The 14,710-nt window shown below is 70.8% G+C and carries 9 protein-coding genes; 4 read left to right on the forward strand and 5 right to left on the reverse strand.

Annotated elements, in window-relative coordinates; genetic code table 11:
- The first annotated feature begins 76 nt into the window (after positions 1-76).
- Positions 77-622: a hypothetical protein gene (locus MWN52_RS01375; RefSeq protein WP_286576214.1), complete on the forward strand. Its 546-nt coding sequence runs from the start codon at positions 77-79 to the stop codon at positions 620-622.
- A gap of 523 nt (positions 623-1,145) precedes the next feature.
- A complete protein-coding gene (mnmG, locus tag MWN52_RS01380; protein ID WP_286576215.1) occupies positions 1,146-3,041 on the forward strand; it encodes a tRNA uridine-5-carboxymethylaminomethyl(34) synthesis enzyme MnmG in 1,896 nt (631 codons plus the stop codon).
- Positions 3,042-3,106: 65 nt separating this feature from the next.
- Here the strand turns inward: mnmG and MWN52_RS01385 are convergent, their stop codons facing one another.
- The 4 genes from MWN52_RS01385 to MWN52_RS01400 form a co-directional block, all read right to left on the reverse strand.
- The gene (locus MWN52_RS01385) at positions 3,107-4,066 is read right to left on the reverse strand and encodes an alpha/beta hydrolase (RefSeq protein ID WP_286576216.1); all 960 of its coding nucleotides are present in this window, start codon (positions 4,064-4,066) and stop codon (positions 3,107-3,109) included.
- Positions 4,067-4,197: 131 nt separating this feature from the next.
- Entirely contained in the window at positions 4,198-5,634 is a 1,437-nt protein-coding gene (locus tag MWN52_RS01390; RefSeq protein WP_286576217.1) for an efflux transporter outer membrane subunit, read from the reverse strand.
- Complete coding sequence (locus MWN52_RS01395; protein ID WP_286576218.1) at positions 5,631-8,759, reverse strand: efflux RND transporter permease subunit; 3,129 nt, start codon at positions 8,757-8,759, stop codon at positions 5,631-5,633. Before MWN52_RS01395 ends, MWN52_RS01390 begins: the two co-directional genes overlap by 4 nt.
- 12 nt (positions 8,760-8,771) lie before the next feature.
- Complete coding sequence (locus tag MWN52_RS01400) at positions 8,772-9,962, reverse strand: efflux RND transporter periplasmic adaptor subunit (protein WP_165494640.1); 1,191 nt, start codon at positions 9,960-9,962, stop codon at positions 8,772-8,774.
- Between the two features lie 300 nt (positions 9,963-10,262).
- On the opposite strand from MWN52_RS01400, the gene MWN52_RS01405 reads away from it, so the two are divergent.
- Together MWN52_RS01405 and MWN52_RS01410 are read left to right on the forward strand one after the other, a co-directional pair.
- On the forward strand, positions 10,263-12,683 hold the full coding sequence (locus tag MWN52_RS01405) for a membrane-bound PQQ-dependent dehydrogenase, glucose/quinate/shikimate family (RefSeq protein ID WP_286576219.1): 2,421 nt from the start codon (positions 10,263-10,265) through the stop codon (positions 12,681-12,683).
- Positions 12,684-12,823: 140 nt separating this feature from the next.
- A complete protein-coding gene (locus tag MWN52_RS01410; RefSeq protein ID WP_286576220.1) occupies positions 12,824-13,684 on the forward strand; it encodes an IclR family transcriptional regulator domain-containing protein in 861 nt (286 codons plus the stop codon).
- Positions 13,685-14,311: 627 nt separating this feature from the next.
- On the opposite strand, the gene pcaC is transcribed toward MWN52_RS01410, so the two are convergent.
- The gene (pcaC, locus tag MWN52_RS01415; RefSeq protein WP_286576221.1) at positions 14,312-14,704 is read right to left on the reverse strand and encodes a 4-carboxymuconolactone decarboxylase; all 393 of its coding nucleotides are present in this window, start codon (positions 14,702-14,704) and stop codon (positions 14,312-14,314) included.
- Positions 14,705-14,710: the final 6 nt, after the last annotated feature.

A 14,710-nucleotide genomic window follows, 5' to 3' on the forward strand; every position in this document is an offset into this window, starting at 1 on the left:
ACAGAATTAATCACGGGTTCAATGCGTTAGGCCCAATCTGGCGACCTTGAGAACGGTGCAGACCGGGGGGTCCACCATGAAACGCCTGCTGATCGCCGCCATCGCCCTCACCGCGCTGGGCGGTTGCGCCACCTACGACTACGCCGGCGGCAGTGGCCCGGGTGGCTACTACCGGGGCAGCCCGACCTACCGCTACACCTATCCCGACGGCTACTGGGGCGGCTACTACGGCGGCGTCCCGGGCTATGGCTATTACGGCTACGGCGGCGGCTATGGCGGCTATGGCGGCTATGGGTATGGCTACGCGCCGTACTACTACAACCGCCCGTACTACGTGATCCGCCCGGCGCCGCGCCCGCCGCACGACGGCCGGCCCGGCGATGGCGACCATCGCCCGCCGCCGGGCGGCTGGCCGCGCCCGCCGATGACCGGCGGCAACGGGCGCCCGCAGCTGCCCGACCGCCTGCGCCCGCAGCGGCCGTCCAATCCGTCCAACCCGGCCGGCATGTCGCGCCCGGCCATGCCGCCGCGCGCCGAAGGCGTCGAGCGGCCGATGCGGTCCATGCCCAGCCGCCCGTCCCTGCCGCCGCGGCTGACCCCGCGTTCGCGCAACGAGGAATAGGCAATGCCACGAGCGTCTCACTTCCGTCATCGCCCGATCGGCAACGATGAATGAGTGCTTGCGTCCGAGCCGGTCGCGCCCGCAAGCTAGCGCCACGTTGACCGGTTGCGTCGTTTTCTGACGTAACACGAGCTGACAACGGCTTCCATGCCGACGCCCGGTGGGGAAATCTGGATCCCCCCTGTTCCGGCCCTTGCCGGTCGTCGGCGCCTAAACAGCACAACGCCCGGCCATGCCGGGCGTTGTGTTTTCTAGGGATCCGCTGGATTCCCGGCCAGGGCGCGCCGCTGTTCGACCGCCGCCGTGGCCAAAAAAAAAAGAGGGGCCGGCAGTCCCCCGACTGCCGACCCCGGCGTCCCCAACGTGCGCTAGCGGCTGGCCCCTGTTCCAATACCAGCCTTAGGCGCCCGAAGTCGCTTGCCACGATGGGTGCCGATGGGGTTACGCAGAAGCCGTGCCAACTTTTTCGCGCCGGCCCCGCTGCCGGGCCCGCGACCGCCCTTCGCATGAGAAAATCCGCGCCATGAATGCGTCCTTCCACCGCTACGAGGTCATCGTGGTCGGCGGCGGCCATGCCGGCACCGAGGCCGCGCTGGCGGCCGCGCGCGCCGGTGCCCGCACCCTGCTGCTGACCCACAACATCGAGACGGTCGGGGCCATGAGCTGCAACCCGGCCATCGGCGGCATCGGCAAGGGCCACCTGGTCAAGGAGATCGACGCCCTGGGCGGGGCCATGGCCCGCGCCGCCGACCTGGCCGGCATCCAGTGGCGCATGCTGAACGCCTCCAAGGGCCCGGCCGTGCGCGCCACCCGCTGCCAGGCCGACCGCGCGCTGTACCGCAGCGCGATCCGGCGCATGGTCGAGTCGCAGTCGGGCCTAACCGTGTTCCAGGCCGCGGTGGACGACCTGCTGATCGAAGGCGACGCCGTGCGCGGGGTGCTGACCCAGACCGGGCTGCGCTTCGAGGCGCCGGCCGTGGTGCTGACCGCCGGCACCTTCCTAGCCGGCAAGATCCATATCGGGCCGACCCAGTACGCCGCCGGGCGCATGGGCGATGCGCCGGCCACGACGCTGGCCGCGCGCCTGCGCGAGCGGCCCTTCGCCATCGACCGGCTCAAGACCGGCACGCCGCCGCGCATCGACGGGCGCACGCTGGACTACGCGGCGATGGTGCCGCAGCCGGGCGACGATCCGCTGCCGGTGATGAGCTTCCTGGGCGATGTGCGCGAGCACCCGCGTCAGGTCAGCTGCTGGATCACCCACACCACCGAGCGCACGCATCAGATCATCCGCGACGCGCTGCACCGCTCGCCGCTGTACAGCGGCCAGATCGAGGGCATCGGCCCGCGCTACTGCCCCTCGATCGAGGACAAGGTGGTGCGCTTCGCCGAGAAGGCCAGCCACCAGATCTTCGTCGAGCCCGAAGGCCTGGACGTGGCCGAGATCTATCCCAACGGCATCTCCACCTCGCTGCCCTTCGACGTGCAGCTGGAGCTGGTACGCAGCATCGTCGGCTTCGAGCAGGCGCACATCACCCGGCCGGGCTATGCGATCGAGTACGACTTCCTCGACCCGCGCGGGCTGAAGGCCTCGCTGGAGACCAAGCTGGTGGCCGGGCTGTTCTTCGCCGGCCAGATCAATGGCACCACCGGCTACGAGGAGGCCGCCGCGCAGGGCCTGCTGGCCGGGCTCAACGCCGCGCGCGCGGTGCAGGGCCGGGACGCCTGGTCGCCGCGCCGCGACCAGGCCTATCTGGGCGTGCTGGTGGACGACCTGATCACCCACGGCACTTCCGAGCCGTACCGCATGTTCACCAGCCGCGCCGAATACCGCCTGCAGCTGCGCGAGGACAACGCCGATGCGCGCCTGACGCCGGTCGGCCGCGCGCTGGGGCTGGTCGACGACGCGCGCTGGTCGCGCTTCGAGGCCAAGCGCGAGGCGGTCGAGCGCGAGACCCAGCGCCTGCGCGCGCTGTGGGCCACCCCGGCCAACGCGCTGGGCCGCCAGCTGGAGGCCGCGCTTGGCGTGGCGGTCAGCCGCGAGAGCAGCGCGCTGGACCTGATCAAGCGCCCCGAGCTGGACTACGCCCGGCTGATGCGGGTCGAAGGCATCGGCCCGGGCGTGGACGATGCGCAGGTGGCCGAGCAGGTCGAGATCGCGGTGAAGTACGCCGGCTATCTGGATCGCCAGCGCGTGGAGATCGAGCGCCAGCAGCGCAACGAGGGCACGCCGATTCCGGAGGCGTTCGACTACGCCGGCGTGCGCGGGCTCTCGGCCGAGGTGCAGGGCAAGCTCGAACGCGTGCGCCCGCAGACCGTCGGCCAGGCCCAGCGCATCCCCGGCATGACCCCGGCGGCGATCTCGCTGCTGCTGGTGCACCTGGAGCGCGCGCGGCGCGGCGCCAGCCGCGTCGCCTGAGGCGCCAAGCCCTCACTTCAACGCGTGACCGATCCGACGCCCGGCGATGCCGGGCGTCGTGCGCTTCACGGTGCGGGCTTCGCCGGCACGCGTGGGCGGCTGAGGAACTCGGTCACCGCGCGCACCCAGCCGGCGTGGCCGTCCTCGACGTGGGCGACGTGGTCCGCGTCCGGCAGGGTGACCCAGGTCTTGTCGCCGCTGCCCAGGCGCCGGTACAGGTGGCCGCTCTCGTCCTGGGTGGCCAGCGGGTCGTGGGTGCCGCGCAGCAGCAGCACGGGCAGGCGCACCTGTTCGGGGGTGAAGCGGAACTGCTCGGTCGCGCGCCAGTCGCTGCGCACCGGGTCGGCGGCCAGCGCCTGGGCGACATAGGCCTCGCGCACCGCCGGCGGGAACGCGCCGGCGGTGATGAAATCCGAGGCCGCCGCTTCGGCGGTGGTGGGCTGGCGCGGGGGCTGGGCCGGCGTGTCGGCGGGCGGCGACGGCGGGGCGTCGACATCGACCGGGAAGCCGTACAGCACCAGCGTCGACAGCGCGGCCGGCTGCTGCTGCGCGACCAGCAGCGCCACCAAAGAGCCGTTCGAATAGCCCAGCAGGGCAGGCGCGGGCAGCTGGGGATGGCGTTGAGCGATCCAGCGCAGCGTGCCGATCACATCGCTGGCGGCGCGCTCCGGGGTATCCCAGCCGGAGGCGTCGCGCGGGGTGGCGCCGTAGCCGCGCAGGTCCAGCGCGTAGGCGGCGTAGCCCGCCTTGGCCAGCGCCGCGAGCACCGAGCGCGCATCGGCCGGCTCGCCGGGAACCTGCAGATCGAAGTTGGGGCGCGAACTCCAGGTGCGCCCGTGCACCAGCAGGATCGTGCCGCGCGGATGCGCCGGCACGCGCGCCCAGACCGCCAGGGGCAGGCCATCGTCGGCGGGCACGGTCAGGTGCGCGGTGGGCGGTGTCGCGCCCTGCGCCGGCGTGCGCGCCGGGGCCAGGGACGAGGCGAACAGGCCCAGGATCAGCAGGGCGGCAAGGCGGCGCGACATCGACGATCTCCCCAGAGGCGATGGACCGCGATTATCGGCCACGCGCCGGCCGTGCGATGCCCCGCGCAGATGGCGATCGCGCATGGGCTCATGCGCGGGCGAGGACGGGCGCGTGCCCGCGCCGCGGCGGCTCAGCGCGCGGCGGTGGCCTGGGCGTCGGCGCCGCCGCCCAGCACCTGGTACAGCGTGACCCGGTTGCTGGCGTCCTGCTGGCGCAGGGCGATCAGCGCTTGCTGCGCGGCGTACAGCGAACGCTGCGCATCCAGCACCGCCAGGTGGCCGTCCAGGCCGGCACGGTAGCGTGCGTCGGCCAGGGTGTAGCTGCGCTGGCTGGCGTCCACCAAGGCCTGCTGCGCGGTCAGCTGCGCCTGCAGGTGGTCGCGCGTGGCCAGGGCGTCGGCCACTTCGGCGAAGGCCGACTGGATCGCTTTCTCGTACTGCGCCACGGCGATGTCCTTGCCGAGCTTGGAGGCATCCAGCGAGGCCTTCAGCGCGCCGGCGTGGAAGATCGGCGCGGTGATGCTGGGCACGAACGACCAGGTGCGGGTTCCGGCCGAGAACAGCGTGGACAGCGCATCGCTGCTGCGGCCGGTGGAGGCGGTCAGGCTCAGCGAGGGGAAGAACGCCGCGCGCGCGGCGCCGATGTCGGCATTGGCCGCCTGCAGACTGTGTTCGGCGGCGAGCACGTCCGGGCGCTGCAGCAGCACGGCCGAGGACAGGTGCGCCGGCAGCGGCGCCAGGGCGACGCTGTCCTGCAGCGCCTGCTCGGTCGGCAGCAGGGTGGCATCGACCGGCGCCCCGACCAGCAGCTGCAGCGCATCGCGCGCCTGCGCCAGCTGGGTGGCGGCGCTGGCCACGGCGACCCGCGCCGACTCCACGCTGGTCTGCTGCTGGGCCAGGTCCAATCCCGACACGCTGCCGACGCTGTGCTGGCGCTCGGTCAGCTGCAGGGTCTGCGCCTGGCTGTCCAGGGTCTGCTGGGCCAGGGTCAGCTGCGCCTGGTCGGCGGCCACGGTCAGCCAGGCCGCGGCGACCTGGGCGATCAGGCTCAGGCGCACGCTGCGCTGGTTCTCCGCGCTGGACAGCCAGTTCTGCTGGGCCTCCTGGCTGAGGCTGCGCAGCTGGCCGAACAGGTCCAGCTGCCAGCTGCTCAGGCCGACCTGGAGCGCGTCGCTGGTGCTGACCTCGGACACGCCGTCGTCGTTGCTGGCGGCGCTGGTGCGGCCGCGGCTCATGCTGGCATTGGCATCGAACGACGGCAGCTGTGCGGCGCGCTGGAGGCGGTACTGCGCGCGGGCCTTGTCGATGGACAGCATCGCCACGCGCAGGTCGCGGTTGTTCTGCAGCGCCAGCGCGATGGTCTGGCGCAGGCGCGGATCCAGGAACACTTGCTGCCAGTCCGGCAGGGCCAGCGTGTCGACGGCGGTTTCGGCGGCGGGCGCGGCGTCGGCCGCGGCCAGGTCGGCCGGCACGGGTGCGGCCGGGCGCTGGTAGGTCGGCGCCAGGGTGCAGCCGGCCAGGGCCAGCAGCGTGGCCGCGGCCATGCCGATGCGGGCGGGCGTGCTCATGCCTGCACCTCCGTGCTGGCCGCCGTGCGATCCGGGAACAGCCGCCGCACGATCACGTAGAACAGCGGCACGAAGAACAGGCCCAGCGTGATCGAGGCCAGCGTGCCGCCGGTGACGCCGGTGCCCAGCGAGTGCCGCGCGGCCGAGCCGGCGCCCTTGCTGAACACCAGCGGCAGCACGCCGAGCAGGAAGGCCAGCGAGGTCATCAGGATCGGCCGCAGGCGCATCTGCACCGCATGCAGCGTGGCGGCGAGCAGGCTCTCGCCCTTGTGCTCGAGCTCGCGCGCGAACTCGACGATCAGGATGCCGTTCTTCGCCGCCAGGCCCACCGTGGTCAGCAGGCCGACCTGGAAGTACACATCGTTCTCCAGCCCGCGCAGGCTCATCAGCGCCACCGCGCCGAACACGCCCACCGGCACCGCCAGCATCACCGCGAACGGGATCGACCAGCTCTCGTACAGCGCCACCAGGCACAGGAACACGAACAGCAGCGAGATGCCGTACAGCGCCGGCGCCTGGTTGGCCGACAGCTTCTCCTGGTAGGCCATGTCCGACCAGGCGTAGCCGAAGCCGTGCGGCAGCTGCTTGCTCAGCTCGGCCATCTCGTCCATCGCCGCGCCCGAGCTGACCCCGGGCACCGCCTGGCCGGTCAGCTCCATCGCCGACACGCCGTTGTAGCGCTCCAGCGCGGCCGGCGCGCTGGTCCAGTGCGACTGGGTGAAGGAGGACATCGGCACCATGTCGCCGCCGGCGTTGCGCACCGTCCAGCGATCCAGGTCCTGCGGCGTCATGCGCGCCTGCGCATCGCCCTGGACGAAGACCTTCTTAATGCGGCCCTTGTAGATGAAGTTGTTGACGAAGTCGCCGCCGAGCGCGCTGTTGAGCGTGGCGTTGATGTCGCCCGGGTCCAGGCCCAGCGCCTGCGCCTTGGCGTCGTCGATCTTGACCGCGTACACCGGCGCGTCCTCCAGGCTGGCGTAGCGCACGTTCATCAGCTTGGGGTCGTGCTGGGCCAGGCGCAGCAGCTTGTCGCGCGCGGCGACCAGGGCGTTGTGGCCGGCGCCTTCGTAGTCCATCAGCTCGAAGGTGAAACCCGAGGCGTCGCCCAGGCCGGTGATCGCCGGCGGCGAGGTCACGAACAGCTCCGCGTCCGGCACGTCGGCCAGCGCCTTGTTCAGATGATCGGCGATGGTCGCCGCGTCGTCGTCGCGCTCGTCCCAGTCCTTCAGGCGGATGAAGGCCATGCCGACGTTCTGGCCGGCGCCGGTCACGCTGAAGCCGGCCGAGGACAGCACCGAGCGCACGCCGGCATCCTTCAGCGCCGCCTGGGTCAGGCGGTCGGTCACCGCCAGGGTCTGCTCCAGGGTGGAGCCTGCCGGCAGCTTGACCAGCACGTTGAGCATGCCCTCGTCCTCGTCGGGCAGGAACGCGCCGGGCAGGCGCCACAGCAGCACGCCGGTGACCGCGATCAGCAGCGCATAGGCGATCAGGCCCAGCGCGCGCCGGCCCAGCACGCGCTCGACCAGCCCGCGGTAGCGCTCGGACAGCTGGCGGAAGCGGGTGTTGAACCAGAGGAAGAACCGTCCCAGGCGCCCGTGCGAGCCGATCGCCTCCTCGCCCTGGTGCAGCGGGGTGAGGATGGTCACGCACAGCGCGGGTGTCAGGGTCATGGCCACCAGCACCGACAGGATCATCGAGGCGGCGATGGTGATCGAGAACTGCCGGTAGATCACGCCGGTGACGCCGTTGAAGAACGCCATCGGCACGAACACCGCGGTGAGCACCAGCACGATGCCGACCAGCGCACCGCCGATCTGCTGCATCGAGCGCAGCGTGGCCTCCTTGGGCGGCAGGCCTTCCTGGCTCATGACGCGCTCGACGTTCTCCACCACCACGATGGCATCGTCCACCAGCAGGCCGATCGCCAGCACCATGGCGAACATGGTCAGGGTGTTGATCGAGTAGCCGAACGCGGCCAGCACGCCGAAGGTGCCCATCAGCACCACCGGCACGGCGATGGTCGGGATCAGCGTGGCGCGCCAGTTCTGCAGGAACAGGTACATCACCGCCACCACCAGCAGCACCGCCTCGATCAGGGTGATCACCACCTCCTTGATCGAGGTGGTGACGAAGGGCGTGGTGCTGAAGGCGATGTGGTAGTTGTAGCCGTGCGGCCAGTACTGCTTGAGTTCCTGCAGGCGCTGCTCGATCGCCTTGGAGGTCTCCACCGCGTTGGCGTCGGAGTTGAGCTCGATGCCCAGCGAGGCCGAGGGCTTGCCGTTGAAGCGGGTGATGCTGTCGTAGGTCTCCGGACCCAGGCCGATGGTGGCCACGTCCGACAGGCGCACCGCGGCGCCGCTGGCGTCGCTCTTGAGCACGATCGCGCCGAACTGCGCCGGGGTCTGCAGGCGGCTGCGGGTGGTCACGGTCGCGTCCAGGCGCTGGCCGCGCAGCGCCGGCTGGCCGCCGATCTCGCCGGCCGACACGTCGGTGTTCTGCGACTGCAGCGCGTTCTCCACATCGGAGGGCATCAGCGCGTACTTGCGCAGCTTCTCCGGATCCAGCCAGATGCGCATGGCGTATTCCGAGCCCAGCGGCTGGATGTTGCCCACGCCGCTGACGCGGCTGATCTGGTCATCGATGTTCGACTCCATGTAGTTGGCGACATCGAAGTTGTCCATGCTGCCGTCGTCGGAGGTGAACGCCACCACCTCGAACAGCGAGCCGCTGGACTTGGTGATGACCAGACCGTTCTGCTGCACGGCCTGGGGCAGCACCGACATCACCGACTGCAGCTGGTTCTGCACCTGCACCTGGGCGGTGTCGGCGTTGGTGCCGGTCTCGAACACCAGGTTGACCTGGGCGCTGCCGTCCGAGGCGCTGGTGGAGGTCATGTAGAGCAGGTGGTCCAGGCTCTGCTGCGACTGCTCGATCAGCTGGGTGACGGTGTTCTCCACCGTCTGCGCCGAGGCGCCGGTGTAGCTGGCGCGCACGGTGATGGTCGGCGGCGCCATCTGCGGATAGCGTTCGACCGGCAGCGCGTGGATGGCGAGCATGCCGATCAGCACGATGACGATGGCCATGACCCAGGCCACCGTCGGGTGGTTGACGAAGAAGCGCGACATGCGAGGGGTCCCTTACTCGGCCTGGGCGTCGTCGGTCGGCAGCGCCGGCGTGGCGTCCAGCTGCGCGGCGCTGACCGGGTAGGGCTGCGCCGGCTTGCCCAGCTCGGCGCGGCTGGCGTTGATCACGATCAGCCGATCGCCCGGCTTCAGGCCCGACTCCACCACCCAGTCGTGGCCGACCACCTCGCCGGTGCGGATGCGGCGCTCCACCACCTGGTTGTGCGCGTCGAGCAGCTTCACCAGCGGCTCGCCCTTGCTGTCGCGGGTCACCGCCTGCTGCGGCACCAGCACCGCGCCCGGGTCGGTGGCCATCGGCAGCACCGCGCGCAGGTACATGCCGGGCAGCAGCAGGTGCTCGGGGTTGGGCACCACCGCGCGCAGGGTGACGTTGCCGGTGCCGGCGTTGACCTGGGTGCCGACGAACTCCAGCGTGCCGGCGTGCGCATAGGGGCTGCCGTCCTCCAGCCGCACCTGCACCTGGGCCTTGCCGTCGATGGCATGGATCTGCCCGGCATCGAGCTGGCGGCGCAGGGCCAGCATCTGCGTGCTGGACTGGGTGACGTCCAGGTAGATCGGATCCAGCCGCTGGATGGTGGTCAGCGCGGTGTCCTGGTCGGCGGTGAGCAGCGCGCCGACGGTATAGGCGGAGGTGCCGATGCGGCCGGAGATCGGCGCGGTGATGCGGGTGTAGTCCAGGTTGATCTTGGCCGCCTGCGCATTGGCCTTGGCCGCGACCACCGCCGCCTCGTCCTGGCGCAGGGTGGACAGCGCATCGTCGGCATCCTGCTTGCTGGCCGCGTCCATGGCGGTCAGGGTGCGGGTGCGCTCGGCCTTGGGTCGCGCGCTGGCCAGCGCCGCCTCGGCCTGGACCAGATTGCCGCGGGCGACATCAAAGGCGGCCTGGTACGGCGCCGGATCGATCAGATACAGCGGCTGCCCGGCCTTGACCTCCTGGCCTTCCTCGAACAGGCGCTGGCGCAGCAGCCCGCCGACCTGAGGGCGCACATCGGCGGTCTCGTAGGCCACCGTCCGGCCGGGCAGGGTGCGCTCGACCGGCAGCGTGCGTGCGCCCAGGGTCATCACCCCGACCCGCGGCGGCGTCTCGGTGGTCGGCTTGTTGGCGGAGCAGCCCCCGGCCGCGGTAACGGCCAGCAACAGGGCACAGTGAACAAGACGACGAGGCGCCAGCGGAAGGTCGGACATGGGATTGCAGCCGGTGAGAAGCGCGCAACGCTACTCCGCAGATGTGTTGCATCGCGACATCCCCGCGGCGGGGCGTTGTACGCCCTTCACCAAGGTCGGAAAAACGTCGGAGCCGGCACAGTCCGTCGCATCCATCGGCCCTGGCACGCGTGTGCTATTACCGAACGCTAATGCGATAATCGCCCAACCCGCCGACGCCCGCCTGGGCCGCGGCATGCCATCCTGCGCCCCGGCGCCCGCCCTCGCTGCGGCCGTCCTTCGACGGCGGATGCCGCCATCACGTTGCAGAGGAATCAGAACGTGCAAACCCAAACGAACGTGCCGGCCGGTGGCCGGATACTGCTGTGGAGCGTCGGCCTGCTGCTGGCGCTGATCGGCCTGGCGCTGCTGGCCGGCGGCATCAGGCTCGCCACCCTCGGCGGCAGCCTCTACTTCCTGCTGATGGGCGCGGCCAGCCTGGTCTCGGCGGTGCTGCTGGTGCTGCGCCGCCCGGCCGGTGCCTGGCTGTACGCCGTGGCCTTCGTGCTCAGCGTCGTCTGGGCGCTGTGGGACGCCGGCCTGGAATTCTGGCCGCTGGCCTCGCGGCTGATGATGCCCGCGGTTTTGGCGCTGCTGGTGGCGCTGGCCTACCCGACGCTGCGCCGCGCCCGCGGCCTGCCCGGCGGACGCGGCGCCTACGCGCTGGCGGCGGTGCTGGCGCTGGCCTGCGCCGGCGGCCTGGCCGGCATGTTCGTGCCCCATCCGACGGTGGCCGCCAAGGGCCCCGGCCCGGCGCTGGTGCCGGTGGACCCGGCGCATGCGCAGACCGACTGGGCGGCCTACGGCAATACCGACGGCGGGAGCCGCTTCGCCGCGCTGGACCAGATCAACCGCGACAACATCAAGGACCTGAAGGTCGCCTGGACCTATCGCACCGGCGACATCGCGCAGAGCAACGGCAACGGCGCCGAGGACCAGACCACGCCGCTGCAGATCGGCCAGAAGGTGTTCCTGTGCACGCCGCACAACAACGTGATCGCGCTGGACGCGGCCAGCGGCAAGCAGCTGTGGAAGCGCGAGATCAACGCCCAGTCCTCGGTCTGGCAGCGCTGCCGCGGCCTGGCCTATTTCGATGCGAGCAAGCCGCTGGTGCAGCCCACCGCGGCCGGCTCCACGGCGGTGACCCCGGTCAGCCTGCCGGCCGGCGCCAACTGTGAGCGTCGCCTGCTGACCAACACCATCGACGGCCGCCTGATCGCCCTGGATGCCGATACCGGCGCGTTCTGCCAGGGCTTCGGCACCGATGGCCAGGTCGACCTGAAGGCCGGGCTGGGCGCCGCGCCCGATCCGTTTTATCAGCTCACCTCCGCCCCGACCCTGGCCGGCACCACCGTGGTGGTCGGCGGGCGCGTGGCCGACAACGTGCAGGCCAACATGCCTGGCGGCGTGGTCCGCGGCTTCGACGTGATCACCGGCGCCCAGCGCTGGGCCTTCGACCCGGGCAATCCGGACGACAAGGCGCCGCCGGCCCAGGGCCAGACCTACGCGCGCAGCACGCCCAACGTCTGGGCGCCGATGTCCTACGACGCGACGATGAACACCGTGTTCCTGCCGATGGGCAGCCCGTCCACCGACCTGTACGGCGCCGAGCGCACCGCGCTGGATCATCGCTTCGGCGCGTCGATCACCGCGCTGGACGCCAGCACCGGCCAGGTGAAGTGGGTCTACCAGACCGTGCACAACGATCTGTGGGACTTCGACCTGCCGATGCAGCCGAGCCTGATCGACTTCCCCACCGGCAACGGCACCACCCCGGCGGTGATGATCGGCACCAAGGCCGGCCAGCTGTACGTGCTCGACCGCGCCACCGGCAAGCCGCTGACCGAGGTCAAGGACGTCCCGGTCAAGGCTGCCGACATCCCCGGCGAGCCCTATTCGCTGACCCAGCCGCTGTCGGTGGGCATGCCGCAGATCGGCACCAAGCACCTGGCCGAGTCGGACATGTGGGGCGCCACCCTGCTGGATCAGATGCTGTGCCGCATCGCCTTCAAGCAGATGCGCTACGAGGGCCTGTACACCGCGCCGGGCACCGATGTGTCGCTGAGCTTCCCCGGCTCGCTGGGCGGCATGAACTGGGGCGGCCTGTCCTTCGACCCGGTGCATGGCTACGCCTTCGCCAACGACATGCGCCTGGGCCTGTGGGTGCAGATGATCCCGCAGAAGGCCGACAAGGCGGCCGCCTCCAGCGGCGGCGAGGCGGTCAACACCGGCATGGGCGCGGTGCCGCTCAAGGGCACCCCGTACGCGGTCAACAAGAACCGCTTCCTGTCCGCGCTGGGCATCCCCTGCCAGGCCCCGCCGTTCGGCACGCTGAGCGCGATCGACCTCAAGACCCGCCAGATCGCCTGGCAGGTGCCGGTGGGCACGGTCGAGGACACCGGTCCGCTGGGCATCAAGATGCACATGCCCATGCCGGTCGGCATGCCGACCCTGGGCGGCACGCTGGCCACGCAGGGCGGCCTGGTGTTCATCGCCGGCACGCAGGACTACTACCTGCGCGCCTTCGACAGCGGCACCGGCAAGGAACTGTGGAAGGCGCGTCTGCCGGTCGGCAGCCAGGGCGGCCCGATGACCTATGCGGTCAACGGCAAGCAGTACATCGTGGTCACCGCCGGCGGCGCGCGCCAGTCGCCGGATCGCGGCGACTACGTGATCGCCTACACCCTGCCGGACGCCAAGTAAGCCGCGTTTCGCGCGTCGGCCACGCCAGCGTCAAGGCAGCAACGAGCGGCGGACCTTCACCGGTCCGCCGCTTCTCGTTTGGGCGCCCGCCGCGCGCGCCGCTACCATGGCGCTCCGCCCGCCCGCAGAACCGCCCGCCGATGACCGACTCTTCCAAGCCCCGCGCTCGTCGCAAGCCCGCTCCGGCTTCGGCGATCGCCGAGCGCGGCCTGGCGCGCGAGATCATGCGGCAGATCGAGGCGGCCCAGGGCGATCCGGACTTCATGACCTCGCTGGCGCGCGGCATGGCCGTGCTGAGCGTGTTCGCCCAGCACGGACGCGAGGTCACCATGTCGCAGATCAGCGCCGAGACCGGCATCCCGCGCGCGGCGGTGCGGCGCGCGCTGTATACGCTGGCCAAGCTGGGCTACGTAGGTGAGCACGGCCGCGGCTATGTGCTGCTGCCGCGCGTGCTGGGCATCGGCGGCGCCTACGTGGCTTCCGCGCCGCTGGCGGTGGCGGCCCAGCCGGTGCTGGACGCGCTGCGCGATGCCGTGCACGAGTCCTGCTCGCTGGGCGTGCTCGACGGCGACGACGTGCTGTACGTGGCGCGCGCCGAGACGGTGCGCATCATGTCCATCGGCCTGCGCTCGGGCAGCCGCCTGCCGGCGTACTGCACCTCGATGGGCCGCATCCTGCTGGCCTCGCTGCCGCCGGACACGCTGGAGGGCTATCTGGAGCGCAACCCGCTGCGCCCGCGCACCGAGCGCACCATCACCCACCCGACCGAGCTGCTCGAGGTGCTGGCCAAGGTGCGGCGCGAGGAGCTCTCGCTGACCGACCAGGAGCTGGAGATCGGCCTGCGCTCGATCGCGGTGCCGGTGCGTAACCGGGCCGGGGCGGTCATCGCGGCGCTCAACATCGGGACCCAGGCGGGACGGGTGAGTCTGCAGACGATGCATGCGCAGTTGTTGCCGCCGTTGCGGCAGGCGGCGGCGCGGTTGGGGGCGGTGTTGAGTTAGGGACGCTTGCGCTGGCTTGCGCGCGGGTCGGGCACTTCGGTGCTTTGCCTCGAAGATAATGGGGAAGGCAACGCGCCTGCGGCACGCCAAGTGCAAAGCTTTCGCGCCTGCGGCGCGACTTCCTTTTGTCTTGTCAAAAGGAAGCAAAACCGCTTCTCGCCGGGACGCACGCCGATGCTTCGCATCGGTCCCCTGCGCTCCTCGCCTGATCGGGCACGGCGCCCAAACTCGCTTCGCTCAGACAGGGCGCCTCTTCGGCCCGATCAGGCTGCGGTGCTCGGCGTGCTTTACGGCTCAGACAGGTAAGGCAACTGCAAAAGCAGAGGCTGCGAGCAACCGCAACCGCAACCGCAACCGCAACCGCAACCGCAACAGCAACAGCAACAGCAACAGCAACAGCAACAGCAACAGCGGGAGGAGGGACGGCGCGCGGGGACGGGGAGCCGGGGCCGAAGCAGTCCTTTCAGATCGTCATTCCCGCGAAAGCGGGAATCCAGGGACTTTGCGCTTCTCGCTCGTGCTTCTCTTTTGAGCTACCTGTGCGGGATCGCGCGAAGAGCGCCGTTTCAAATCGCCAAGGGTGATGCGCAGAACGGATTGGCTCTGCGGGTCACACCGACCAAAGCCTCACTTGGCCGACTCGGCCGCCTGCTCTTCCAGAATCGGCTTGGCCAGGGCGAAGGCGTGGTTCGCCGCGGGTACGCCGCAGTAGATCGCGGTCTGCAGCAGCACTTCCTTGATCTCGTCGGCGCTGACGCCGTTGTTGCGGGCGGCGCGGATGTGCAGCTTGAATTCTTCGTCGTGGCCCAGCGCGACCATCATCGCGATGGTCAGCAGCGAGCGGGTGTGCCGCGGCAGGCCATCGCGCGTCCACACCTCGCCCCAGGCGGCGCGGGTGATGAAGTGCTGGAAGTCGTGGGTGAAGTCGGTGCGTGCGTCCAGCGAGCGCTGCACATGCGCCTCGCCCAGCACGGCCTTGCGCACGGCCAGGCCGGCTTCGTAACGGGCTTGTTCGTCCATCGTGGG

Source organism: Pseudoxanthomonas winnipegensis, assembly GCF_030322905.1.
GTDB lineage: Bacteria > Pseudomonadota > Gammaproteobacteria > Xanthomonadales > Xanthomonadaceae > Pseudoxanthomonas_A > Pseudoxanthomonas_A winnipegensis.

Excerpts from the sequence above, each read along its gene's own strand:
- MWN52_RS01375 (WP_286576214.1), top strand. The coding sequence starts at position 77 with ATGAAACGCCTGCTGATCGCCGCCATCGCCCTCACCGCGCTGGGCGGT.
- MWN52_RS01410 (WP_286576220.1), top strand. The coding sequence starts at position 12,824 with ATGACCGACTCTTCCAAGCCCCGCGCTCGTCGCAAGCCCGCTCCGGCT.
- mnmG (WP_286576215.1), top strand. The coding sequence starts at position 1,146 with ATGAATGCGTCCTTCCACCGCTACGAGGTCATCGTGGTCGGCGGCGGC.
- MWN52_RS01385 (WP_286576216.1), bottom strand. The coding sequence starts at position 4,066 with ATGTCGCGCCGCCTTGCCGCCCTGCTGATCCTGGGCCTGTTCGCCTCG.
- MWN52_RS01400 (WP_165494640.1), bottom strand. The coding sequence starts at position 9,962 with ATGTCCGACCTTCCGCTGGCGCCTCGTCGTCTTGTTCACTGTGCCCTG.
- MWN52_RS01390 (WP_286576217.1), bottom strand. The coding sequence starts at position 5,634 with ATGAGCACGCCCGCCCGCATCGGCATGGCCGCGGCCACGCTGCTGGCC.
- pcaC (WP_286576221.1), bottom strand. The coding sequence starts at position 14,704 with ATGGACGAACAAGCCCGTTACGAAGCCGGCCTGGCCGTGCGCAAGGCC.
- MWN52_RS01395 (WP_286576218.1), bottom strand. The coding sequence starts at position 8,759 with ATGTCGCGCTTCTTCGTCAACCACCCGACGGTGGCCTGGGTCATGGCC.